Below are 23,112 nucleotides of genomic sequence, written 5' to 3' on the forward strand. Positions count from 1 at the left end.
CCTCAGCTTAGGTCCTCGAAAAAGGTTTGCGACAAAACTATGTTTGGCGCAGGATGGGTGCATGACGATCACCACCTCAGTCGCACAGCCCGTCCCGTCGCAGGACCTCTCCGGCATCGTCGGACACCGGTTCATCTACACGTACGCCAACGGCTGGCAGTACGAGATGTACGTCAAGAACGCCACCACCCTCGACTACCGCATCCACTCCGGCATGGTCGGCGGGCGCTGGGTCAAGGACCAGCAGGTCGATCTCGTGGTGCTCACCGCCGGCGTCTACAAGGTGTCGTGGAACGAGCCCACCGGCACGAGCGTCGTCGTGACCGTGGTGCCGGGGGAGCGCGTGCTGCACGGCACGATCTTCTTCCCGCACTGGGTCGAGGAGGACGGCAGCAAGACCGTGCTGTTCCAGAACGACCACCTGGACCGGATGCGCGAGTACCGCGACGCCGGCCCCACCTACCCGATCTACGTCGTCCCCGAGTTCGCCCACATCACCCTCTTCGAGTTCGTCGGCCAGGACGACGAGACCGTCGTCGACACTGCGCCCGCCGACCTGCCGGCCGGGTTCGCCGACCGGAGCAACTGAGCATGACCGCGGAACGTCCGCTGGAGCGTGCCCTGACGAGCATCCGGCTCGAGCACCGGGGCGGGGCGCTCCGGGGGTGGGAGTACCGCCCGGCGTCGGCGTCGGCGTCGGCGCCCGCGGCTGCCGGCGGCGCGGTGCTGTTCGTGCACGGGTTCGGTGACTCGTCGATCGGTCCGCGCCAGCTCTTCGTGCAGGCCGCGACCGCCCTGACCGACACCGGCCTGACGGTCCGCTCCTACGACCGTCTCGGGCACGGCACGAGCGACGGACGGTTCGCGGACATCTCGATCGGCGACGAGGTCGAGCAGGTCGTCACGATGATCCGGGCGTTCTCGGCCGACCAGGGGGCACCGGTCGACGTCGTCGCCCACAGCCTGGGCGCGGTCGAGTCGGCGATGGCGGCGGCGAGGGTCCCCGACCTGGTCCGGAGCCTGACCCTGTGGTCGCCGGCCGGGGTCGTGGTCGACGACATCGCCGTGCACGACACCATCCAGGGGCAGCCGCTCGCACCCGTCCGTGACCGCGGCTGGTTCGACTTCGGTGGGACCGCCCTCGGGCGCGGGTTCGTCGACGAGGTCCGGGACGGACTCGACGTCTACGCCCAGGCACGCGGGTACGACGGGCCGGTCGACGTGCTGCACGGCACCGCCGACGAGATCGTCCCGGTCGAGTACGGCCGGCGCTACGGCGAACTGCTCAGCGGGGCGACGTTCACCGCGGTCGAGGGTGCGGACCACGTCTGGTCGTCGGTCCCGTGGCGCGAGCAGCTCGTCGACCGCCTGCTCGACCGCGTCAGGGAGCGGTCCGGGCGATGAGGTCCTGCACCCGTGCGCGCACGTCGTCGCGGATCCGCCGGACGGAGTCGAGGTCGAGCCCCGCAGGGTCCGTGAGCTCCCAGTCCTCGTAGCGCTTGCCCGGGAACACCGGGCAGGCGTCCCCGCACCCCATCGTGATGACGACGTCCGCGGCGCGGACGGAGTCGGTGCTGAGCAGCGCGGGCTGCTCGTTCCGGATGTCGATGCCCTCCTCGAGCATCGCTGCGACGACCACGGGGTTGAGCTCATCGGCGGGTTCGGAGCCGGCGCTCCGGACGTCAACGCGTCCACCCGCCAGGTGCTGCAGGAAGCCGGCGGCCATCTGGGAACGGCCGGCGTTGTGGACGCAGACGAACAGGACGGTGGGCATGTGGAGTGCTCCGATCAGAGGACGACGGCGCCGAGCAGGCCGGCTCCGATGACGACGGCCCACGGGGGAGCGGACCAGCGGGTGAGGGCGGTGAAGGCGGCCACGGCGAGCGCCAGTGCGGGTGCCGAGCGGACTCCCTCGGTGATGACCGGGTCCCAGAGCGCCGCGGCGAGGAGCCCGACGACCCCCGCGTTCACGCCGGCCAGCACGCGCCGGGCCCACGGCAGGGCACGGAGCACGTGCCAGAACGGCAGGGCGCCGATGACCAGGAGTGCCGCCGGCAGGAAGATCGCGACGAGTGCCACCGCCGCGCCGACGAGCCCGCTCGGACTGCCGTCGGCGACGGCGCCGAGGTACGCGGCGAAGGTGAACAGCGGCCCGGGCACGGCCTGTGCGGCGCCGTACCCGGCCAGGAAGTCCGCGTGGCCCACCAGGTGCGTGGCCACGGTCTGTGACTCGAGCAGCGGCAGGACGACGTGGCCGCCGCCGAAGACGAGCGAGCCCGCCTGCGCGAAGACCCCGAACAGGCGCACGGCACCGGTGCCGCTCGCGGCCACGGGTGCCGCGACGAGCAGGGCGGCGAACGCGACGAGCGCCGACACGGCGACCCAGCGGGGGAGGCGCACGGCGATCTGGGAGCCGGCGTCCTGGGTGTCTCCGACATCCTCGACCGAGTCGACCACCCGACCGAGCCACAGCACGCCGACCACACCGCACACCGCGATGACCGCGACCTGCGCCGCCGGGCCGGGGATGAGCAGCACCACGATCGCGGCGGCGGCCGCGATGGTCGCCCGACGGCGGTCCGGTGTGAGCGAGCGCGCCATGCCGAGCACCGCCTGCGCCACCACAGCGGCTGCGGCGGCCTGCAGCCCGAGCAGCCACCCGGCGCCGGCCAGGTCGGGCGTGCCGGACACGAGCAGGGCGAACGCGACGAGCAGCACCGCGGACGGCAGGGTGAACCCGCACCACGCGGCGAGGAGCCCGAGCAGTCCGGCGCGCTGCAGCCCGAGCGCCATGCCGACCTGGCTCGACGCCGGTCCGGGCAGGAACTGGCACAGCGCGACGAGGTCGGCGTAGGCGTCGTCCCGCAGCCAGCGGCGACGCACCACGAAGGCTTCACGGAAGTACCCGAGGTGTGCGACCGGTCCGCCGAACGAGGTCAGCCCGAGCCGCAGGAACACCAGGAACACCGATGCCGCGGACGACCGCAGGGGCTCGGGGTTGGTCGTCACCCGCTCATCTTGACGACGGTAGATGGTTCAGTCAACATTGAACCGATGAACACCGGGCGGCAGGACCTCGAGCGGCGTGCGGCGCAGCACGCGGCCCTCGGCGACGTCGCCCGCCTGGCGATCGTCGACCTGCTCGCCGCGTCCGACGCCAGCCCGAGCGAGGTGCGGGCCGCCCTCGGGATCTCCGGGCCGCTCCTGGCGCACCACCTGCGCGTCCTCGAGCAGGCCGGTCTGGTCACGCGACGCCGCTCCGACGGCGACGGGCGCCGCAGCTACCTGCACCTCGAGCCGAGCGGTGTCCCGCACGGTACGGCAGCGGTGCGCCGACCGGTGTCCCGCGTGCTGTTCGTCTGCACCGGCAACTCCGCGCGCTCCCCGCTGGCCGCGGGCGTCTGGGCGCAGGTCAGCGAGATCGGTTCGCTGTCGGGCGGGACGCGTCCCGCGGCCGCCATCGCCCCCGGGGCGGTCGCCGTCGGGGAACGCCACGGCCTGGACCTCGGCGACCACGTCCCGCGTGCCTTCCGCGACACCGTCGCCGACGGCGACCTGGTCGTCACGGTCTGCGACCGCGCGCACGAGTCGATCGACGACGGCGACAGCCTGCACTGGTCGATGCCGAACCCCTCGCGCGTCGGCACGCCGGACGCGTACGAGGCCACCTACGCGGACCTCCGGTCCCGCGCCACCGCGCTCGCTGCGCGCCTCGCCGCCTGACGCGGCCCCACGAACGGAACGCCCCGATGAGATCCCCCCTCCTCATCGGGGCGTTCTCCTTTGCTCGACCGCCTGCGGACTGGAGGCCCGGGGCGGGCCCGAACCGTGCCTCCCGTCCGTCCCGTGGTGCGCCCAGGGCGGCGCGCGCTCGCGGGGGAGCCGTCACTCAGGGCCGGCAGCTGCCGGCGACCAGCCGGAGGACCTGATCGGTGTGCCGCTCCGCCGTCGCGAGCCGCGCGTGCTCGATCGCGGCGGCGGTGTGCGGCCGCAACAGCGTCCGGTCCGAGGCGAGTTCGATGATCGTCGTGGCGAGCCCGAACGCGGTCTCGTCGTCGGTCAGGACGGCGGCGGAGCCGAACTCGCTCGCCAGGCGGATGTCGGACACGATGACCGGACGGTGGTCCCGGAATGCCTCGAGCGCGGTCATCGGCTGGCCGTCGTGCTCGAGCGAGCAGACCACCGCCGCGTGTCCGCACAGCAGCAGGTCGTGGACAGCCTGCGACGACAGGCGGCCGTGGACACGGACCGACACCGGCGTTCGGGTCGGGGGGACGGTCCCGCCGGCGACGTCGACCCGCACGGCGTGTGCCCCGAGTCGGATCTCCACCAGCCGGATCGCGTTGAGGAGGACGTCGAGGCGCTTGTCCGGGGTGAACCGCGACGCCCAGACGAGCCGGAGTGGGCCGAGCTCCGGCGCCGGCGGCGGTTCGACCGGCCGGCGGCCGAGGGCGTTGGGCACCACGTGGACCGGGCCGACGCCGGCCTCGCGCAGGACACGGGCCTGCCGCGTCGTCGGGGTGACGACGACGTCGGCCGCCCTCGAAACGGCCACGGCCATGTTGCGGCGCGCGTCGTCCATGGGGTGCCCCGTGAAGCGGTGCCGCGTGGGCCGGATGCCGGTCACCACACGGTGCGCGTGCCGTGCGAGGGGCGCCATCGCCGCCGCGGTCCGGCCCCGGACCGGCGCCGAGCCGTGCACGGTGTGGATCGTCGGCAGCTCGAGGGAGCGCGCCGTGGTCAGCGCCGCCGCGGCGAGGCCGAAGTCCGAGTGGGTGACGACGAGGTCGATCCGTTCCTCGAGCATCAGCGTGCCGAGGCACCGGCGGACACGGACCGAGTTGCGGACCACCGGCAGGTCGCTCTCCGGCGCGCTGATCGACGGTTCGACCTCGAACAGGCGGACGCCGTGCTTCCGCAGCTCCGCGGTCTCGCTCGAGCGCGGAGTCGCCACCCAGACGACGTGACCGGACTCGGCGAAGGCCTTCGCCTGCTCGACCAGCGCGGCGCGTTCACCCCGCATCGCCGACAGGGGGAAGTCGCTCACGAGCAGGACCGTCGCCTTCGCCGCCACCACGTCAGCGGCCGGTCTCGAGCACGGTGGTCTGGCGGGGGCTGCGCATGCGGTCTCTCACGGTTCGGGAGCGGAACGGGGTGCTGGGAACCGTAGGCGTTCAGAAGACGATCGTCTAGTGAGCCGCTGTGCTGCTGAGCGGGCCTTCACGACTCCCCGGGCGGACGCCCAGGCCGGGGTGCGCGGCGGACGGTCAGGAATTGTCCGGTTCCGGCGGATCCTGTACACGTCTGAGCCGTGGTCGTCGTACAGTCTCCGGAAGCTACCCCGCCGGACCGTACCGGCGGGTGCCCGACCCCCCCCGTTCCCGGGCTGGCCTCGTCATGACCACCGCGTCGAACCCGACGGCGTCGTAGCGCGAGGACGTCTGCTCCTGACCCGAACTCGTGGCAGACGTCCTCGCACCTTCCCGCTATCGTCGAGGAACTGCCGGTCCCCGATCTCGGGGCGAGCAGCGGCCAGGGGGCCACGGGGGACACCATGCACCACCAGCACCAGCGCGCCATCACCGCACTCACGACGCTCACCGCGACGATCGCCCTGGCGGTGACGCTCAGCGGGTGCACGGTGTCGACGTCGTCGTCACGGACCGTCACACCGGACGCCTTCGAACGCGTCGTCGTCGACGCGTTGGCGGACGTCTCGGACGCGACGCCCGAGGTCGACTGCGGTGCGGACGACATCGCGATCGAGGACGGCGCCGAGGTGCACTGCGACGTGAACACGGCGGGCTACGACGTGGTCTACGACTCGGTGTCCACGATCAGCACCGACGGCGGCGACGACTACCACGTGGACGTGGAAGTGGCCGACCAGCCCAAGGACTGATCGGCCACTGCGCGGTGTCCGACGACTAGCGGTCGGACGCCTCGACGACGCAGCTCTCGACCTGCTCGGCGGCCTTCGAGTCGTCGGCGAACGGCGTCGGCGCATCCGAGGTGGTGGTCGTCTCGTCGGCGACGGCCTGCTTGGCGACGTCGTTCACGGCGTACAGCGGACCGTCGAAGTCGTCGGCCGTGGGGTCGGCGGTGGTCGCCCAGATGGTGACCTCGTCGTCGTTCGAGTCGTTGCTGTCCGCGGGGACGATCGCGGCACCGAGGTACCAGCCGCCGTCACCCTTCTGGATGTTCGCGAACTCGGCGGTGTCGTGCGACCCGACGGCCTTGTCGATCATGTCGACGGCGGCGCTGGCGGCCACGTCGCACTGGGCCGATTGGGACTTCTCCTCGGAGCCGGGGACCTTGCCGACGGGGTTGATGTTCTGCGCTCCGCCGGGGTCGCAGGCGGTGAGCAGGAGGGCTACGGTGGCGGCGCCGAACAGCGCCGTGACGGTCTTCGCTCGCGTGGACATGGCCCTGAACGTAGGCCGGCCCTGGTGGGCGGCGGTTCAGCCAGGAGCGTCCCCCGACGACGGACGGGAGGCCCGGCGCACGTCGTGCCCCGGGCCTCCCGTCCGTCACCTGGTCCCGTTGCCGGACCGGCGTCCCGTCACAGGATCGGGGTGCCGCCGGTCACGGCGACCCGCGCGCCGGAGACGTAGCTGCCGTCGTCACTGGCGAGCAGCACGTAGACGGGTGCGAGCTCGGCCGGCTGGCCGGGACGGCCGAGCGGCGACTGCTTGCCGAACTGCTCGACCTGCTCCGGCGGCATCGTCGACGGGATCAGCGGCGTCCAGATCGGACCGGGTGCGACGCTGTTCACGCGGATGCCGCGTTCCCCGAGCAGCTGCGCCAGCGCGGCCGACAGGTTCGCGACGCCCGCCTTGGTGACGTCGTAGGGCGCCAGGTTCGGCTTCGGGTTGTCGGAGTTCACCGAGCTCGAGCCGATGATCGACGACCCCGGGCCGAGGTGCGGCAGCGCGGCCTTGACGAGGTGGAAGTAGGCGCTGAGGTTCGTCGCGAGGGTGTGGTCCCACTCCTCGTCGCTGATCTCCTCGATCGTCTCGTGGGTCATCTGGTAGGCGGCGTTGTTCACGAGGACGTCGAGCCCGCCGAGTTCCGAGACCGCCCGGTCGATGACGGATCGGCAGTACGCGGGGTCGCTCACGTCGCCCGGGAACAGCACGGCCTTCCGACCGGCCTCCTCGATCCAGCGCTTCGTGTCCTGCGCGTCGTCCTCCTCTTCCGGCAGGTAGCTGATCAGGACGTCAGCACCTTCACGCGCGAACGCGATCGCGACGGCCTTCCCGATGCCGCTGTCCCCGCCGGTGATGACGGCCCGCTTGCCGGTGAGCTTGCCGGAGCCGCGGTACGACTCCTCACCGTGGTCGGCCTTCGGGGTGAGTTCCTGGTCGCTCCCCGGGGGCTGCTGCTGCTCGGTCATGTCTCTCCCTGTGGTCGGTTTCCCTGGACGTCCCCGATGCTGGGCGGGCGCCACTGAACGCCTGTCCAGGGTCACGGCGTACCCCGTTCGGTGCTCGAAGATGTGTACCCGGCACGTCGGCCGCCTACCGTGGCACCGGATCAGGGAACCGTCACCGCGACGGAAGCTCCTCTTCACCAGGGAGCAACGTTGAAGTACGTGAACTACGCGGGCACCGTCCGTGTCCTGACGAGCGACTCGATCGCCGACGCGGTGATCCGGTACGCCGCCGCTCTGCACCAGAGTCGGCTGAGCGACGTCGTGTCGATCCCGACGGCCGACGACTTCGGGGTGGCGAGCACCGTCGAGGTGCTGCTGGCCCCGTCCGTCCCGGTGGCCGTGGAGCCCGCCCCGGATGACGACCTCGAGCCCGAGGGCGACGCGTTCCTGCTCGAGATCGCACGGCGCACGGAGGCCGTGCTCGCCGTCGACCCCAACGCGACGCCGCCGGACCTCGGGCGCTGAGCGGTCGCTCCGCGGGGGCGCTGCTTACGCCACCGGCCCCTCGGTCAGGTCCGTCCGGGTGTCCGCGTGGATCACCTCGTCGTGCTCGAACGTCAGTGCGGCGGCACGCAGCCGTGCCACGAACACCGCGTCCTCGCGCTCGAGCTCGTCCTCGTCGGCGTCCTCGACCACGAGCTGACTCGACGGACCGATGAGGACCTTGGTGGTCGTCATGGTGCCGTCCGTCGCCACCGAGGGGATCGCGACGGTGTCCGCCCGGTTGCCACCGGCCAGGGCTGCGGCGTACTCGATCACGGCGTCGGCCACGTCGTCGCTCGTCAAGATCGTCGATCGGTCGTACTGGATCTGCTTCATGTCCGGGCCTCCATCTGCACAGCAAACAGGGCTTCGGCTGGCCGCCGTACAGGAACACGGCGCGTCGCTCGTTGCGCCGACGCCGACTTGTCGTCAGGATCATCACGTGCCCGAGACCATGCACCGCCTGCTGCGGGAGATCCAGACCGCCGAGCCGTCGGTCGCGGCCGAGGCGATGGCCCGGACGCACATCACCCACGGGCTGTCGGTCGAACCGACGGACGCCGAGTTCGTGTTCGAGGAGCGCGTGCGCGGAACGGCGCTGCTGTCGCTCGAGTCGACCCGCTGCACCGGGGTCCTGAGCGGCACGATCGAGCCCGGCGACGCGATGATGATCTTCTGGATGAAGTCCGGAGTCGCCCAGCTCGACGAGAACACCGTGAAGATCGGCCGCCCGACGCTCTTCCGTCAGGGGCCCCAGCGCTTCCGCTGGATCGCCTGCAACAAGGACGTCCTGCGCATCGACCGCTCGATCGTCGAGCAGGTCGCCGCCGAGCGCGGGGACTGGGCCCCCGGTCCCATCGAGTTCCGTCCGCGGCACGTCCCCGAGGGAGCCCCGCTCGCTGCCTGGTGGCTCATGGTGCGGTCCGTCGCACAAGAGGTGCTGGCCGGATCGGACGGCGTCCCGATCGAACGCGAGCGGGAGCTCGCGCGCTTCGCCGCCGGCGGTCTGCTCACCGCGATCCCGCACTGGCCGGTCGGGCAGCACGAGCCGGTCATGGCCTCCACCGCCCGCTTCGCCCGCGCCGAGACCTTCCTGCTCGAGCACGCCACCGAGCAGATCACCGTCGACGACGTCGCCGAGGCCGCCGGCCTGAGCGTGCGCGGCGTGCAGGCGGCGTTCCAGCGGCACCACGGCATCACCCCGACCATGTACCTGCGTCGCATCCGGCTGCTGCTCGCGCGCGAACAGCTCGAGTCGGGCGACGGGCGGAGCATCGCCGAGATCGCCCGGGCCACCGGGTTCGCCCACCTCGGCCGGTTCGCGGGGAGCTACCGCGAGGAGTTCGGCGAGCTGCCCCGGCAGACGGCGTCCACCGCGCGCGACGGCGCCCGCGCGTAGCGAGCAGCCGCGCAGCCCCGCAGCCCCGCAGCCGCGCGGCCCCGCAAGAATCCCGCAACCGCCCGCCGTCCGGCCGATCGCCGACGATCGTCGCCCTACGTTTGCGCTGCACGGACACGCAGCCACGACGACTGGAGACCCCATGGCCGGCTCAGCAGCACCACCCGTCCCGACCGCGGCCGTCCCGCCGACGACCGATCCGTCGACGTTCGGCCGTCGGCTCGTCGAGGACGCCTCCTACGCCCGTGAGCACTTCGTCTTCACCGCACTGCTCGGATCCCCGCTGCTGCCCCGGATCGTCCGGCGGCTGCTGCTCCGTGCCGCCGGGGCACGCGCCGAGTCCGGAGTGGGCACCGGGTTCTCGCTGACGGGTGACCCGAAGCACCTCACCATCGGCCGGGGCGTGTTCTGCAACCGCAACGTGACCGTCGAGGCCGTGGCCCCCGTGACGATCGGTGCGAACACCGCAATCGGGATGCAGGTGCTCATCATGACGAGCCACCACGAGATCGACGCCGAGGGGCGGTGGAGCGACGTCGCGACCGGCCGCCCGGTGGTCGTCGAGGAACACGTCTGGATCGGCGGCCGCGCCACGATCCTGCCGGGCGCCCACATCGAGCACGATGTGGTGGTCGCCGCCGGCGCCGTGGTCGTCGGCCGCCTGGCGGCGCACGGCGTCTACGCCGGCGTCCCCGCGAAGCGCATCCGTGAGCTCGCCCCGTCCGCGCGACCGCCGGTGGTGGACCCCGCCGCGTGACGGCCTGGAGGCCCGTGGCGGCGCCGCCACGTGCCTCCCGTCCGGCGTCGGTGCCGCTTCGAATACGCCGGCGTCCCGCTGCGACGCCGCCCCGCCGTCGAGACGCCGCCGAAAGTGGAGGCGTCTCGACGACCTGGCGGCGCCGAACGAAGACGACGGCGTCTCCTTCCGCGGGGACGCGCACTCTGCCAACATGACCACGACGCGGGCGACGGCGCCCGCGCAGGACGAGGGAGACCGTCATGACCGTTCGCCTCAACCCCTACCTCGGGTTCCGGAGCGGCGCCCGCGAAGCGCTCGAGTTCTACCACTCGGTCTTCGGCGGCACGCTCACCATCGGCACGTTCGGTGAAGCCGGCATGAGCCAGGACCCCGCCGACGCCGACAAGGTGATGCACGGCCAGCTCGACGGCGACGAGGGCCTGCTCCTGATGGCCTCGGACGCACCGTCCGGCATGCCGACGCCGGCCGAGAGCAGCATCTCGCTGTCGCTCAGCGGTGACGACCACGAGCTGCTGACGCGCTGGTGGAACGGCCTCGCGCAGGGCGCGACGATCATCGAATCACTCACCACCGCGCCGTGGGGTGACACCTTCGGCATGCTGACCGACCGCCACGGGGTGTCGTGGCTCGTCAACATCAGCGGCGCGACGAGCTGAGCGGCACCGAATCCACGCGTGCCGGCACCGGCCACCGCGGCACCCAGCACCGGACCTGCTCGGCGTAGCGGCGGAAGTCGTCGCCGAACCGTTCCTCCAGGTCGGATTCCTCGAGCGGGCGGACGATGCAGTTCCAGACCACGGAACCGGCGACCGCGTAGACGACGACCAGCCACGACGACAGCAGCAGCCCGACGGCGACCCCCTGCGTGATGCCGGCCAGGGCCATCGGGTTCCGCACCGACCGGTACGGCCCGGCGACCACCAGGCGGTTCGCGGTGGCCGACGGCAGCGGCGTGCCCTCGCCCTTCGTCGACATCGCCGCCGCCGACGCGATGCCGAGCGCGCTGGCCAGCAGGAGTACGACCACACCGACGACGGTGAGGGCGGTGACGAAGGGTGCCGGCAGCTGCGGGTGGAGGCCCCAGCGGTGCTCGGCGAACGCGATGACCATGGGGAACACCCCGAGGAACAGGCCCCAGAAGACGACGATCTGCAGCACGGTCGCGGTGACGTGCCGGGAGCGCGGGGCGCTGGCGTCAGCGGTGCGGATCCGCAGCGGACCGCTCGTCACCCACTCCGTCGGGATCCGTCCGAGCAGCACCAGGGCGAGGGCGAGGGCCGAGCCGATCGTGGCGGCGAGCATGACGAGCACGCCCCAGCCGGCCTCGCCGGTCACGGTGGCCCAGACGCTCAGGGCGACGAGCACCAGGACGGTCCACACCGTCGTGACCACCGCGGCGGCCCGGACACCGGCGGCGGCGAGCGATGAGCCGACGACGAACAGCGGGACGTCGAACACGGCGACGAGCACCGGGTCGAGCGAGCCGAGCGTCGCCGTGCGGACCCACGGCAGCGTCGCGACGGCGATCCACCAGGCCGCTCCACCGACGGCTTGCAGCGCGTAGTACCGCCGGCCCCAGGACATGGGTGCACGGTAGCAGTGCGCTGCGAGGGCCCGGGCCGTGGGCGCGCTCCCGCTGGTGGGTCAGTCGGTGTGGTTGATCTGTCCGAGCCAGCGACCGAAGGACGGGGTGCGCTCGTCGTGCAGGGTGGGCAGGACGGGCTTCGGCAGGCAGGCGCGCTCGTCGGTGACGGTTCCGGCGCCGGTGCTCTTGTGGAGGTCGAGGCTCATGGTGGGCTCCTTCGTGGTCGGTGGAGTGTTCGACACCGGGCGGGGCCGTTCCATTCCCATCTGACCCGGCCCGCCCTGCGCAGTCGTCCAGCACCGCCGGGTTTGCTCGACCGCATGAGCGAGCACGACGACGAGCAGACCCGAGCCGACTTCGACGACGCGGTGAACATGACCGCCACCGAGCTGCGGAAGTGGCTCGACACCGACGAGTCGAAGTCCGTCGGGCAGAAGCCCTCGGGCGGCGGCGAGTCGACCGGGCACGAGAGCGGCCGGCACATCATCCGCATCCTCGAGAAGCACAAGGCCGACCGCACCGACGACGACCTGGCGCACATGCGGAAGGTCGTCGGCTACGTCGCCCGGCACTCACAGCAGCGGCCCGACGGCGACGTGCACGACACCCCCTGGCGGTACTCGCTCATGAACTGGGGCCACGACCCGGAGAAGCACTGACGGCATCGGGCAGAATGGGTGGTGTGAACGAGACGGGCATGCCGCGCTTCCGACGGATCTGGTCGACCGTGCAGGTCGGTGTCCTCGCGATCGCCGTCGTGTTCTGCGTCGTGATGCTCGTGATCGGGCAGGGCAAGCTCGACCGGGTCTACGCGGTCGCCGCGGTGTTCTTCGGACTCGCCCTGGTCGGGCACAGCACGTACCTGTGGCTCGTCGCCCGGGCGAACCGCCGTCCCTGACGCTCGTCCGCCTCGGCGATCGCGGCTAACCGTTCTGGTGGACCCGCAGCCAGTCGACGGTCATCTGCTGCGGGAACCGTGTCGAGGCGTCGGGCGAACCCGGCCAGTTCCCGCCGACCGCCACGTTGAGGATCACGAAGAACGGCTTGTCGAACACCCACGGGGCCGAGCCGACGTCGGCCCGGGTGACCGTCCGGTACGCAACACCGTCGACCGTCCAGGTGATCGACCCGGGGCGCCAGTCGACCCCGTACACGTGGAAGTCGTCGGCGAACGCTGCTCCGGACGGGATTGTGTACGCAGCCGAGATGCCCTGCGCGCCGGAGTACCCGGGCCCGTGCACGGTGCCGTGCACGATCCCCGGCTCGTACCCGACGTTCTCCATGACGTCGATCTCCCCGCACGCCGGCCAGCCGACCTGCCCGATGTCCGCGCCGAGCATCCAGAACGCCGGCCAGATGCCCTGGCCGCGGGGGATCCGGATCCGCGCCTCGATGCGGCCGTACTGCGCGGTGTAGGTGCTCTCGGACTTCAGCCGGGCCGACGAGTACGAGCCGTCGGCTTCGCGGTGTGCGGTGATCACGAGGTTGCCGGCGCCGTCGAGCGCCGCGTTCCGTCGCGAGTCCGTGTAGGTCTGCAGCTCGGCGTTGCCCCAGCCGCCGGCACCCAGGTCGTACCGCCAGATCCCGGGGTTCGGCGCGCTGCTGGCCGGGCCGTCGAACTCGTCGGCGGCGAGCAGCACGGGCGCAGCGGTCGGCGCCGCAGCTCCGGTCACGGCCTGTGCCGAGCCATCCGGGATCGCCGTCGCGCCGAGGGCGGTCGTCGCGGCGCCGGCGAGTCCGAGCGTCATGAAGCGCCGTCGATCGATGTGCTGGTCCATGTCGTGCTCCCTGCAGCGCGATGGTGGTGTGGTCGTCGGATCATGCACCATCCGGCCGCACCTGAACAGGCCCGGATCCCGCTTCGTCCGCGGGACGCACCCGTCAGCCGAAGCGCATCGCGAGCGGCACGAGCAGGCCCGCGACCCAGACGAGCACCATCACGAGGGCGCCGACCGCGATGAGCCGTCGGCGACGCCGCAGCTTCGGGCTCCGCTCCTCGCCCCACATCTGTGCACGGACCAGCACCCGGTTCGCCTGCTCGACGACCTTCCGCACCTCGGGGTCGTCGACGTCGAGGACACCGGCGCGGGCGTGCTCGGCGATGACCGCGGCTTCGTCGACGGTCAGGTCGTCCTTGCGCATGCTCCATCTTCGCACCGCGTGCAGGGGTACGACCCGGCTGTGCGGGAACGGACCACGGCCGGGTACCAAGGACACATGGGACATCGGTACCGCGGGAAGATCGTCGTCATCACCGGAGCATCGAGCGGCATCGGGAGGGCCGCCGCACACGAGTTCGCCCGGCAGGGCGCCACCCTCGTGCTCGCCGCACGCGGGCATGACTCGCTCGAGGCCGCAGCCGCCGAGTGCCGGAAGCTCGGCGCCGAGGCGATCGCGATCCCGACCGACGTCGCCGACGAGCACCAGGTCAAGGACCTCATCGGCACCGTGACGACCCGCTTCGGTCGCATCGACGTCTTCGTCGGCAACGCGGCCCTGTTCGTCTACGGCCTGTTCGAGCAGACCCCCACCGAGGCGTTCAAGCGCGTCGTCGACACGAACCTGTACGGGCACCTCAACGCGATCACGCACCTGCTGCCGCACTGGAAGCAGCGCGGGAAGGGCACCTACGTGCTCGTCGGCTCGATCCAGTCGCTGCTCTCGGCGCCGTACCAGTCGGCGTACGTGACGAGCAAGCACGCTGCGCTCGGCCTGGTCGACGTGCTCGGTGACGAGTTCGCGGGCACCGGCATCAAGTTCACCGCGCTGCTGCCGTCCACGATCGACACCCCGATCTACCAGAACGGTGCCAACTACACCGGCAAGACCTCGCACCCGCTGCCGCCCACCGTCTCGGTCGAGCGAGCCGGCCGTGCCGTCGTGCAGGCCGCCACGCACCCCAAGCGCTACCGCTTCGTCGGACGCATCCAGGCGTCGCTCGTGCCGCTGCAGTACGTGTTCCCGGGCCTGTTCCACAAGATCACGAAGCCGATGGTGGAGACGTTCGCGCTCCGTGGCGAGGGCGCCCCGACCGACGGGAACCTCTACGCCCCCGCCGACGCCGCGAACGCGACGGACGGCGGATGGGTCGCGAAGCGACGGCGCGTCACGCGCCCCCTCGTCTGGCTCGGCGTCGCCGCTGCCGGCGCGGCGGTCGTCCTCGGCCGCTCGCGTCGGTAGACGCATCCGCTGACGGTCTGGAGGCCCGGTGCCAGCTGGCACCGGGCCTCCCGTCCGTCCGTGCGTGCGTCCACACCCGGGCGTACCTGCCCGAACCGGGCGTACCTTCCCGAACCGGGCGTACCTGGCGAAATCGGGCGTACCTGGCGTGTTCTTCGTGGCAAGGACGCCCGATCCCGCCAGGTATCGCAGCTGTTCTGGGAAGGAACGGGCGGCTAGAAGAGCTTCGCGCTCGCGCGCCGGGCACCCTCGCCGAGGGACTCGAGCTTCGCCGCGGCGATCTGCGGGTGCACGCGGCCGCCGAGGCCGCAGTCCGTGCCGGCGATGACGCGCTCGCGCCCGACGACCGAGGCGAACCGCTCGATGCGCTGCGCGACGAGGTCAGGGTGCTCGACGACGTTCGTGGCGTGGCCGACGACACCCGGGACGATGACCTTGCCCTCGGGCAGGGTGACGTCCTGCCAGACGGTCCACTCGTGCTCGTGGCGGGCGTTCGCGGCCTCGAACGAGTACGCACCGGCGTCGATGTCGAGCATCAGGTCGACGATGTGGCGGAGTTCGATGTCGGTGGTGTGCGGCCCGTGCCAGGAGCCCCAGCACAGGTGGAAGCGCACGCGGCTGGTGTCGAGGCCCCGCAGTGCGTGGTTGAGCGCCTCGACACGGATGCGGGTGAAGGCGCGGTAGTCCTCGATGCTCGGCTCGGGGTTGATCTGGTCCCAGTTCTCGGCGATCGAGGGGTCGTCGATCTGCAGCACGAGGCCGGCGTCGAGGATCGTCGTGTACTCCTCGCGCAGGGCGTCCGCCCACGCCCAGATGTGTTCTTCCTCGGTCGCGTAGTACTCGTTCGCGATGCGGGCGGCGGAGCCGGGGGAGAGCGCCGTGATGAAGCCGTTGTCCGCGCCGGCGGCCTCGACCGCGTGCTTGAGGTTCGCGGCGTCGGTGGCCGCGGCCTCGTGGCCGGTGTAGGTGATCGGGCCGGTGGTGGTCGGGAACGCGGTGGCGTTCTTGCCGGTGCCGATGCCCGACTCGGGGTCGGTGTAGGCATCGTGGAAGATCGTCCAGTCGCGGCGGTCCGGGAAGCTCGTCAGCCGGATGTTCCCCGGGGTGGACCGGACCGGCTGCTGCGAGAAGATGTTCTCGTCGGTCAGGCTCAGGCCGCTGACGCGCTGGAACGAGTAGCCCCACCAGGCGCCGTAGTCGACGCTGTTCGACATCGCCTTGCCGAACTCGCCGTCACCGGGCTGCGTGATGCCCAGCGCGGTCTGCCGTGCGACGACGTCGTCGACGGCCGCGCTCGTCAGGGCTCGGACCTCGTTGGTGGTCTCGAGCGTGAAGCCGTCGGCGGCCACGGGCCGTGCGGCGTTCGCGGCGATGAGCTCGGGGGTGCGGGGGAGCGATCCGGCCGTGGTGGCCTGGATGCGGTCGGTGTTCTCGAAGGGCATGCGCTGCCTTCCTCTCGATGGGTGCGGACTGTCGGGAGTCGGGGGCCGCGCGCGAGGCTTCGCGGTGCGCTGCAGTGCCACTCTGCCACGAGGGGTCCGGCCCGTTACGTTGCGCGACTGTGGCTTCGTGCGGACGCCGAACGACAGGGTCGATGTCGGACGACACCGACTCGGTCGCCTGTTGCGCGCGCAGACGGTTGCACGCGCGTGCGAACGACAGGGTCGATGTCGGACGACGTCGACGGTGTCGTTCCGCATCGACCCGGCCACCGCCCGCCCCGCACCGCCGCCCGCCCGCCGACGCACGGCGACACGATCGTCGCGACGCCGGGCCACGAGTCGTACGGTCGACCCATGAGCACGACGACCCCGACGAGCGACACCACCACGACGAACCCGACGCCCCCGGCCGCACCGACCTTCGCCGGAGCGTGGACCGCCTGGCACGACGACCACGAGCAGGCCCGGGCGAGCGAACACGGGTTCCTCGCGATCACGAGCATCCGCTGGCTCACCGCCACGCCGGAACGGTTCGAGGACGCCCCGGGCAGCTGGTCGACGGACGACGACGGCCCGGTGGTCGCACTGGCCGACGACGAGACGATCGAGGTCGACGGACAGCCGGTCACCGGGACGCACCGGTTCGGCCCGCTGCCGGAGCGCTCGAGCACGAACGTGGTGTGGCACGACGGCGACGAGACCGTGGTGATCGAGGTCGCCCGGCGCGGCGGCAGTGACCTGCTCCGCCCGCGGCACCCGTCGAACCCGACTCGCGTCGAGTACCAGGGCACCCCGGCGTACGCGCCCGCTGAGCGCTTCGTCGTGGACGCGCACTTCGAGCCGTTCGACACTCCGCGTGAGGTCACCGTCGGCAGCGTCGTCGACGGCCTGCTGCACGTGTACGAGGCCCCCGGCGTCCTGACGTTCGACCTCGACGGGCCGCGGTCGCTCCTGGCGTTCAACGGGCACGCCGGCGGCCTGAACGTGCTGTTCACCGACCGCACGAGCGGGGTCACGACGTACGCGGCGAACCGGAGTCTCGACATCGCCGCACCGGATGCCGACGGTGCCACCCGCATCGACTTCAACCGGTCGACGAACCTGCCGTGCGCCTACACCCCGCACGCGACCTGCCCGCTGCCGCCCGCAGAGAACCGGCTCGACGTGGCGATCGAGGCGGGCGAGCAACTGCCCGCAGCCTGACCGCGGAGCACGCACGGCCCGCGGGCACGCACGCCCCGCCGCGCGCACGGCCCCCGAACCGCGCACCGGCACACCCGACCCGTCCAGGACAATGGGGGAGCCATGCCACGACCCACCTCCCGCATCCCGCTCAACACCCTCGCCGTCCCGTTCGGCCTCGCCGGCTTCGCCGAGACGTGGTCGTACGCCGCCCCCGTGCTGCACCTGCCCGCCGTGGTGCCGCAGGTGTTCTGGGCGATCGCGGCCGTCGCGTGGGTGTGGCTGCTCGGTGCGCACGCCGTCCGGGGCGCACGCGTCAGCGAACGGCTCGTCGACCAGCTCCGCCACCCGGCGCAGGGACCGATCGCCGCGCTCGTGCCCGCGACCGCGATGCTGCTCGGCGTCGACCTCGCGCGGTTCGCCCCCGTCGCCGGGCAGGTCGTGGTGCTCGCCGCCGTGGCCACCGCGGCCGGGTTCGCCGCCTGGCTGCTGAGCACCTGGTTCGAGGGCCGGCTCGCCCTGGAGTCCGTGCACGGCGGCTACCTGCTGCCGACCGTCGCCGCGGCCCTGGTCGCCTCGGTCGCCACGCACGAGGTCGGCGTCGGCTGGCTGTCCTGGCCGGCCCTCGGTGTCGGCGTGTTCTTCTGGGGCGTCATGACCGGCCTGCTGCTCATCCGGCTGGCGTTCCGGCCGGCGCTGCCGGGGCCGCTCGTGCCGACGATGGCGATCCTGGTCGCGCCGCCGGCGGTCGCCACCCTGTCGGTGTTCGCCCTCACCGACGGCGCTGTGACGCTGCCCGTGCAGGCCGTCGCGGGCCTCGGCGTCCTGATGGTCCTCGTGCAGCTGGCCCTGCTGCCGCGGTACGTCCGCCTGGCGTTCTCGCTCGGGTTCTGGTCGTTCGTGTTCCCGGCAGCCGCGGTCGCCACCGCCGCAGTGGAGTGGTTCCGGGCACTCGCGCTGCCGTCCGCCTGGATCCCCACCGCCGCGTTGCTGGCGCTGCTCAGCGTGCTCGTCGCGATCGTCGGTGCGCGCTCGATCGGCCTCGCCGTGCACCACCTGCTCGGGCAGGCCGAGCGCACCCTGCACGACGCCGACGACGAGGACGCCGCCCCCGGCCCCGTGACGGGCGCGACGCGCGTGGTCTGACGAGCGGGGCGGTCGGGACGGGCAGGCGGCGGACGGGAGGCCCGTGGCGGCCCCGCCCCGCGCCTCCCGTCAGGTCGCGGGGACGCGTCTCCAGCCGCTGGTCGCCCGCCAGGCGGGCGCGTCGAAGTGGAAGACGCTGCCCATGCCGGGCTGATCGAGGGCGCGCGTGATCGGGACGCCGCGCAGGTGGGCCAGGAACAGCGCGCCGACCGCACCGTGCGACACGATCGTGACGTCGCCGGTGGCGCAGTGCCGGCGGACGGCCGCGACGATGCGCTCCTGGGCGTCGATCGCCCGCTCCCAGCCGCGGACCGACTGCTCGGGTGCAGCGAAGAACGCGTCGACGACGGCCTCGAACTCGGACGGCGGCAGGTAGCCGGTCGCGCTCCGGTCGATCTCGCCCAGCAGCGGGTCGCGCTCGACCGGCAGTCCGACGGCGCTGGCGAGCAGGTCGGCGGTCTCGACGGCCTTGCGCTCGGTGCTCGAGACGATCCGCCGGGAGCCCGGCGTCCACGCGAGCCGGTGTGCGGCGGCGGCCCGGACGCGACCCTCGGGCGACAGCCCCCACGACTCGATCGGGACCGCGGGGTCGACCACCACTTCAGCGTGGGTCAGGAACGACGAGACCATCCGGCGATCCTCGCACGGTGCGAGGCGCGTCACACGGCGACACCGTCGGTCACGTTCCGCAACACCGCTTCGCCGCCCGGCCGAACCGTCCTAGCGTCGCCCCATGACCGTGCCCGACCGCATCACCCTCGTCACCGCGCTGCAGGGCGCCGGCTGGCACCCCGCCGCCTGGCGCGCCGCCGGCCCGGCAGCGCACCGGCTCACGAGCCTCCGGCACTGGCGCGACGTCGTCGTCGAGCAGGACCGGCTCGGCGTCGACGCCGTCACCCTCGAGGACTCGTTCACCGCCGGCCACACCGACCCCGACGGCGACCTCGACACGTCGACCGTCGTCGGCCGCCTCGACGCCCTCCTGGTCGCGAGCGCGGTCGCCCCTGCGACCCGCGCGATCGGTCTGGTGCCGACCGTCTCGGTCACGCACACCGAACCGTTCCACGTCGCCACGGGCCTCCAGACCCTCGACCACGTCTCGCTGGGGCGGGCCGGGTGGCGGATCCAGGTGAGCCCGACGACCCGCGAGGCCGCGCTGTTCGGCCGCCGACCCGGCGGCGACGACGCGGCCACGCTGTTCGACGAGGCCCGCGAGGTCGCCGAAGTCGTCTCCCGCCTCTGGGACAGCTGGGACGACGACGCGATCATCCGCGACGTCACGACCGGCCGCTTCATCGACCGCGACCGCATCCACAACGCGGCGTTCTCCGGTTCGTTCGTCTCCGTGCACGGCGCGTCGATCGTGCCGCGGTCCCCGCAGGGGCGGCCGCCGGTCTTCGCGCTCGCGCACCGCTCCGACGCGGCCGCGTTCGCGGTGGACGCCGCGGACGTCGTGCTGGTCACGCCCGGCTTCGACGGCCTGGAGGATCGGGGTGCGCTGGCACTCGTCCGTGACGCCGAGCAGGCGGCCGGGTCCGACCTCCGTCGTCCCGTCCTCGCGGACCTCGCGGTGCTCATCGGGTCGTCGCCGGCGGCCGCCGCCGATGAGCTGGCCGCGCTCGACGCGGCAGCGGGCGCCCCGTACGCCGTCGGCTCCGGGTCGGACACGTCCGTCCTCGCGACGACGGTGCCGGACCTGGTGACACGGATCGGGGACCTGCGGGCACTCGGGTACGCCGGCGTCCGGCTCCGTCCGCTGCGCATCCCGATCGACTCGACCGCCATCGCCAGGCAGCTCGTCCCGGCGCTCGTCACCGCGGGGCTCCGCGCCGACGTGGCGTCCCGTCCCACCGCCGACCTGCGCACGCGGCTCGGCATCGCGCCGGCGGTCAGCCGGTACGCGCGTCCTGCCGTCACCGGTGCCGGTGTCGGTCCCGGTGTCGGTTCCGTCTCCTCGGGGGTCTCAGCATGAGCGCCAAGCGTCAGGTCCACCTCGCCGCCCACTTCCCGGGCGTCAACAACACCACGGTCTGGAGCGACGACCGCGCCGAGAGCCAGATCGCGTTCTCGTCGTTCGAGCACTTCGCCCGGAACGCCGAGCGGGGGTACTTCGACTTCCTGTTCCTCGCCGAGGGGCTGCGGCTGCGCGAGCAGAAGGGACGCATCCACGACCTCGACGTCGTCGGGCGCCCGAACACGCTCGCGATCCTCGCCGCGCTTGCCGGGGTCACCGACCACATCGGCCTGGTCGGGACCCTGCAGACCACCTTCAACGAGCCCGTCGAACTCGCGAAGCAGCTCGCCACGCTCGACCACCTGACCGACGGCCGCGCCGGCTGGAACGTCGTGACGAGCTCGGACGCGTTCCACGGCGCGAACTTCCGCCGCGGCGGGTTCCTCGACCACGCCGACCGGTACACGCGGGCAGCGGAGTTCGTGGAGCTGTCACGCGAGCTCTGGGACTCGTGGGAGTCGGACGCGATCGTGGCGAACGGAGCGGGCGCCGCCGGGACCCTGGCCGCCGGGGCCTTCGCCGACCGCTCCCGCATCCACGACGTCGACCACCACGGCCCACAGTTCGACGTGACCGGCACATTCCCGGTCCCGCGCAGCCCCCAGCGCCACCCGGTGATCGTGCAGGCCGGCGACTCCGACGAGGGCCGCGACCTCGCCGCCGGGCACGCCGAGGTGGTCTTCTCGCTGCACACCGAGTTCGACGACGCGCAGGCCTTCTACCGGGACGTCACCGCGCGCCTCGAGCGGGTCGGACGGTCGAAGGACGAGCTGCAGATCCTGCCCGGCGCGACCTTCGTGCTCGGCGACACGGCGGACGAGGCCGAGGAACGTTCCCGGGCGATCCGCCGTGCCCAGGTCAGCCCGGCGACGGCGATCGCGTTCCTCGAACAGGTGTGGAACCGTGACCTGTCGTCGTACGACGTCGACGGGCCGTTGCCCTCGATCGAACCGGACCTCGAGGGCGCTGACATCACCCGTGGCCGCGTCCGCCACACCCGCGACGTGCCCGCACTGGTGCAGTCGTGGCGCGACCTCGCCGCGGCTGAACACCTGTCGATCCGTGACCTGGTCATCCGGGTCTCGACCCGCGGCGGGTTCGTCGGGACGCCCGCACACATCGCCGCCGAGATCGACCGGTACGTGCAGGAGCGGGCCACCGACGGCTTCGTGGTCGTGCCGCACACCAACCCCTACGGGCTCGACGAGTTCGTCGACCGGGTCGTCCCGCTGCTGCAGGAGCGCGGCGTGTACCGCCAGTCGTACGACGAGGGCGCCACGCTCCGGCAGACGCTCGACCTGCCCGGACGGGTCCTCGACCGGCAGCGGGTGCTCGCATGAGCCGGGTCCCGCTCTCCGTCCTCGACCTCGTCCCGGTGAGCAGCGGGTCGACCCCGGCCCAGGCCCTGGCGAACACGGTCGACCTGGCCGTCGCCGCGGAACGTGCCGGGTACGCCCGCTACTGGCTCGCCGAGCACCACCTCAACCCCGGCGTGGCCGGCAGCGCACCGACCGTCGTCATCGGGGCCGTCGCGGCAGCCACCTCGACCATCCGGGTCGGCAGCGCCGCGACACTGGTCGGCAACACTAGCGGGCTGCAGATCGCCGAGACCTTCGGCACGCTCGCCGCGCTGCACGGGCCGCGCATCGACCTCGGGCTCGGCCGCTCAGGAGCCCCAGCTCCGGGCACCCCGAAGCCGCCGTCGCTCGCCCCGCGGACCGACCAGGTCGTCGACGGCCTGCTCGTCCCCGCGCCGTTCGACTTCCGCATCGCGCCGGGCAGCAGGTTCGCCCTGCAGGGGGAGCTGCTCGGCCGGGTGCCGGGCGACGTCGAGCGGTTCGCGGGCGAACTCGATCTGATCCGCGGCCTGTTCGCGGGCACGTGGTCGCGGGACGGCGCGGTGATCGAGGCCCCGCCGGCCGGGGGTGCCGCCGTCGAGCTGTGGATCCACGGCTCCACCGGCGGCGAGAGCGCCCGGATCGCCGGCGCGCTCGGCCTGCCCTACGGCGCGAACTACCACACGTCCCCGGGCACGGTCCTGGCGTCGGTGCAGGCCTACCGCGACGCGTTCCGCCCGGGCGTGCTCGACGCGCCGCACGTCATCGTGTCGGCCGACGTGCTCGTGGCGCCGACCGCGGCCGAGGCGGACGAGCTCGGGAACGGGTACGCCCAGTGGGTGCACTCGATCCGCTCCGGCGTCGGGGCGATCGAGTACCCCACCCCGGACCAGGCTCGGGAGCTGCGGTTCCCCGCTGAGGCCGAGGCGTCGGTGGCGGACCGGCTCGCGACCCGGTTCGTCGGCGACCCGGCACACGTCGCGGAACGGCTCGAGACGCTCCGGCGGGTCACGGGAGCGGACGAGTTGCTCGTCACGACGATCGCGCACGACCACGACGCCCGCGTGCGCTCCTACGAGCTGCTCGCCGCGGAGTGGGCGCGGCGCGCCGACGTGCGGGAGCCGGCCGCCGCCGCGCGCTGACCGACGC

At 72.5% G+C, this 23,112-nt stretch carries 28 protein-coding genes; 16 read left to right on the forward strand and 12 right to left on the reverse strand.

Annotation, left to right across the window (positions count from 1 at the left end):
* The first annotated feature begins 61 nt into the window (after positions 1–61).
* Positions 62–589 (forward strand): phenolic acid decarboxylase, encoded by a 528-nt coding sequence (locus HP445_RS15335; protein WP_128779776.1) that lies wholly within the window; start codon positions 62–64, stop codon positions 587–589.
* 2 nt (positions 590–591) lie between these two features.
* The gene (locus HP445_RS15340; protein WP_128779777.1) at positions 592–1,404 is read left to right on the forward strand and encodes an alpha/beta hydrolase; all 813 of its coding nucleotides are present in this window, start codon (positions 592–594) and stop codon (positions 1,402–1,404) included.
* Here the strand turns inward: HP445_RS15340 and HP445_RS15345 are convergent.
* A complete protein-coding gene (locus HP445_RS15345) occupies positions 1,382–1,774 on the reverse strand; it encodes an arsenate reductase ArsC (RefSeq protein ID WP_128779778.1) in 393 nt (130 codons plus the stop codon). The genes HP445_RS15340 and HP445_RS15345 overlap by 23 nt on opposite strands.
* A 14-nt stretch (positions 1,775–1,788) precedes the next feature.
* Positions 1,789–3,009 carry a chromate efflux transporter gene (chrA, locus tag HP445_RS15350; RefSeq protein ID WP_128779779.1) on the reverse strand — a complete coding sequence of 407 codons (1,221 nt, stop codon included), beginning with the start codon at positions 3,007–3,009 and terminating at the stop codon, positions 1,789–1,791.
* A 45-nt stretch (positions 3,010–3,054) separates the two neighbouring features.
* Between chrA and HP445_RS15355 the strand changes: the two genes are divergently transcribed.
* On the forward strand, positions 3,055–3,723 hold the full coding sequence (locus HP445_RS15355) for an arsenate reductase/protein-tyrosine-phosphatase family protein (RefSeq protein ID WP_128779780.1): 669 nt from the start codon (positions 3,055–3,057) through the stop codon (positions 3,721–3,723).
* A gap of 166 nt (positions 3,724–3,889) precedes the next feature.
* Here the strand turns inward: HP445_RS15355 and HP445_RS15360 are convergent, their stop codons facing one another.
* The gene (locus HP445_RS15360; protein WP_128779781.1) at positions 3,890–5,047 is read right to left on the reverse strand and encodes a glycosyltransferase family 4 protein; all 1,158 of its coding nucleotides are present in this window, start codon (positions 5,045–5,047) and stop codon (positions 3,890–3,892) included.
* Positions 5,048–5,554: 507 nt separating this feature from the next.
* On the opposite strand from HP445_RS15360, the gene HP445_RS15365 reads away from it, so the two are divergent.
* Positions 5,555–5,902: a hypothetical protein gene (locus HP445_RS15365; protein WP_128779782.1), complete on the forward strand. Its 348-nt coding sequence runs from the start codon at positions 5,555–5,557 to the stop codon at positions 5,900–5,902.
* A 25-nt stretch (positions 5,903–5,927) separates the two neighbouring features.
* On the opposite strand, the gene HP445_RS15370 is transcribed toward HP445_RS15365, so the two are convergent.
* Together HP445_RS15370 and HP445_RS15375 are read right to left on the reverse strand one after the other, a co-directional pair.
* Positions 5,928–6,425, reverse strand: a complete 498-nt coding sequence (locus HP445_RS15370) for a hypothetical protein (RefSeq protein ID WP_128779783.1) — start codon at positions 6,423–6,425, stop codon at positions 5,928–5,930.
* Between the two features lie 137 nt (positions 6,426–6,562).
* On the reverse strand, positions 6,563–7,396 hold the full coding sequence (locus HP445_RS15375) for an SDR family oxidoreductase (RefSeq protein WP_111100596.1): 834 nt from the start codon (positions 7,394–7,396) through the stop codon (positions 6,563–6,565).
* A gap of 189 nt (positions 7,397–7,585) precedes the next feature.
* Between HP445_RS15375 and HP445_RS15380 the strand changes: the two genes are divergently transcribed.
* Positions 7,586–7,900 (forward strand): hypothetical protein, encoded by a 315-nt coding sequence (locus HP445_RS15380; RefSeq protein ID WP_128779784.1) that lies wholly within the window; start codon positions 7,586–7,588, stop codon positions 7,898–7,900.
* Between the two features lie 24 nt (positions 7,901–7,924).
* On the opposite strand, the gene HP445_RS15385 is transcribed toward HP445_RS15380, so the two are convergent.
* Positions 7,925–8,254, reverse strand: coding sequence for a hypothetical protein (locus HP445_RS15385; protein WP_128779785.1), 330 nt, complete (start codon positions 8,252–8,254; stop codon positions 7,925–7,927).
* A 106-nt stretch (positions 8,255–8,360) separates the two neighbouring features.
* Between HP445_RS15385 and HP445_RS19230 the strand changes: the two genes are divergently transcribed.
* From HP445_RS19230 to HP445_RS15400, 3 genes are all read left to right on the forward strand, one after another.
* The gene (locus tag HP445_RS19230; RefSeq protein ID WP_164941095.1) at positions 8,361–9,317 is read left to right on the forward strand and encodes an AraC family transcriptional regulator; all 957 of its coding nucleotides are present in this window, start codon (positions 8,361–8,363) and stop codon (positions 9,315–9,317) included.
* A gap of 142 nt (positions 9,318–9,459) precedes the next feature.
* Complete coding sequence (locus HP445_RS15395; protein WP_084741016.1) at positions 9,460–10,074, forward strand: DapH/DapD/GlmU-related protein; 615 nt, start codon at positions 9,460–9,462, stop codon at positions 10,072–10,074.
* Between the two features lie 242 nt (positions 10,075–10,316).
* Entirely contained in the window at positions 10,317–10,733 is a 417-nt protein-coding gene (locus HP445_RS15400; RefSeq protein WP_128779787.1) for a VOC family protein, read from the forward strand.
* Here the strand turns inward: HP445_RS15400 and HP445_RS15405 are convergent.
* Positions 10,714–11,661, reverse strand: coding sequence for a methyltransferase family protein (locus HP445_RS15405; protein ID WP_128779788.1), 948 nt, complete (start codon positions 11,659–11,661; stop codon positions 10,714–10,716). The two genes, HP445_RS15400 and HP445_RS15405, sit on opposite strands and share 20 nt — an antisense overlap.
* 60 nt (positions 11,662–11,721) lie before the next feature.
* A complete protein-coding gene (locus tag HP445_RS15410; RefSeq protein WP_164941096.1) occupies positions 11,722–11,868 on the reverse strand; it encodes a hypothetical protein in 147 nt (48 codons plus the stop codon).
* Positions 11,869–11,982: 114 nt separating this feature from the next.
* Here HP445_RS15410 and HP445_RS15415 point away from each other — a divergent pair, with 114 nt between their 5' ends.
* Positions 11,983–12,321 (forward strand): DUF3140 domain-containing protein, encoded by a 339-nt coding sequence (locus HP445_RS15415; RefSeq protein ID WP_128779789.1) that lies wholly within the window; start codon positions 11,983–11,985, stop codon positions 12,319–12,321.
* 38 nt (positions 12,322–12,359) lie between these two features.
* Positions 12,360–12,560: a hypothetical protein gene (locus HP445_RS15420; protein WP_128779790.1), complete on the forward strand. Its 201-nt coding sequence runs from the start codon at positions 12,360–12,362 to the stop codon at positions 12,558–12,560.
* 25 nt (positions 12,561–12,585) lie between these two features.
* Here HP445_RS15420 and HP445_RS15425 read toward each other — a convergent pair whose 3' ends face one another.
* Both HP445_RS15425 and HP445_RS15430 read right to left on the reverse strand, forming a co-directional pair.
* A complete protein-coding gene (locus HP445_RS15425; RefSeq protein WP_128779791.1) occupies positions 12,586–13,440 on the reverse strand; it encodes a glycoside hydrolase family 16 protein in 855 nt (284 codons plus the stop codon).
* Positions 13,441–13,543: 103 nt separating this feature from the next.
* Complete coding sequence (locus HP445_RS15430; RefSeq protein WP_071405277.1) at positions 13,544–13,804, reverse strand: hypothetical protein; 261 nt, start codon at positions 13,802–13,804, stop codon at positions 13,544–13,546.
* Between the two features lie 75 nt (positions 13,805–13,879).
* Between HP445_RS15430 and HP445_RS15435 the strand changes: the two genes are divergently transcribed.
* A complete protein-coding gene (locus HP445_RS15435; RefSeq protein WP_111235116.1) occupies positions 13,880–14,842 on the forward strand; it encodes an SDR family NAD(P)-dependent oxidoreductase in 963 nt (320 codons plus the stop codon).
* Positions 14,843–15,057: 215 nt separating this feature from the next.
* Here HP445_RS15435 and HP445_RS15440 read toward each other — a convergent pair whose 3' ends face one another.
* Complete coding sequence (locus tag HP445_RS15440) at positions 15,058–16,284, reverse strand: cobalamin-independent methionine synthase II family protein (protein ID WP_128779793.1); 1,227 nt, start codon at positions 16,282–16,284, stop codon at positions 15,058–15,060.
* Between the two features lie 354 nt (positions 16,285–16,638).
* Here HP445_RS15440 and HP445_RS15445 point away from each other — a divergent pair, with 354 nt between their 5' ends.
* A complete protein-coding gene (locus tag HP445_RS15445) occupies positions 16,639–17,487 on the forward strand; it encodes a DUF1684 domain-containing protein (RefSeq protein WP_128779794.1) in 849 nt (282 codons plus the stop codon).
* A 102-nt stretch (positions 17,488–17,589) separates the two neighbouring features.
* Positions 17,590–18,612: an SLAC1 family transporter gene (locus HP445_RS15450; RefSeq protein WP_128779795.1), complete on the forward strand. Its 1,023-nt coding sequence runs from the start codon at positions 17,590–17,592 to the stop codon at positions 18,610–18,612.
* Between the two features lie 69 nt (positions 18,613–18,681).
* Here HP445_RS15450 and HP445_RS15455 read toward each other — a convergent pair whose 3' ends face one another.
* On the reverse strand, positions 18,682–19,242 hold the full coding sequence (locus HP445_RS15455; protein ID WP_128779796.1) for a histidine phosphatase family protein: 561 nt from the start codon (positions 19,240–19,242) through the stop codon (positions 18,682–18,684).
* A 103-nt stretch (positions 19,243–19,345) separates the two neighbouring features.
* Here HP445_RS15455 and HP445_RS15460 point away from each other — a divergent pair, with 103 nt between their 5' ends.
* Genes HP445_RS15460 through HP445_RS15470 form a run of 3 tightly spaced genes read left to right on the forward strand, consistent with a single transcriptional unit; the run spans position 19,346 to position 23,105 of the window.
* Positions 19,346–20,584: an LLM class flavin-dependent oxidoreductase gene (locus HP445_RS15460; protein ID WP_128779797.1), complete on the forward strand. Its 1,239-nt coding sequence runs from the start codon at positions 19,346–19,348 to the stop codon at positions 20,582–20,584.
* Positions 20,581–21,966, forward strand: coding sequence for an NtaA/DmoA family FMN-dependent monooxygenase (locus HP445_RS15465; protein WP_128779798.1), 1,386 nt, complete (start codon positions 20,581–20,583; stop codon positions 21,964–21,966). Before HP445_RS15460 ends, HP445_RS15465 begins: the two co-directional genes overlap by 4 nt.
* Positions 21,963–23,105, forward strand: coding sequence for an LLM class flavin-dependent oxidoreductase (locus tag HP445_RS15470; protein WP_128779799.1), 1,143 nt, complete (start codon positions 21,963–21,965; stop codon positions 23,103–23,105). The genes HP445_RS15465 and HP445_RS15470 overlap by 4 nt, the downstream gene beginning before the upstream one ends.
* The last annotated feature ends 7 nt before the right edge of the window (positions 23,106–23,112 follow it).

Source organism: Curtobacterium flaccumfaciens (assembly GCF_013359815.1).
GTDB lineage: Bacteria > Actinomycetota > Actinomycetes > Actinomycetales > Microbacteriaceae > Curtobacterium > Curtobacterium flaccumfaciens.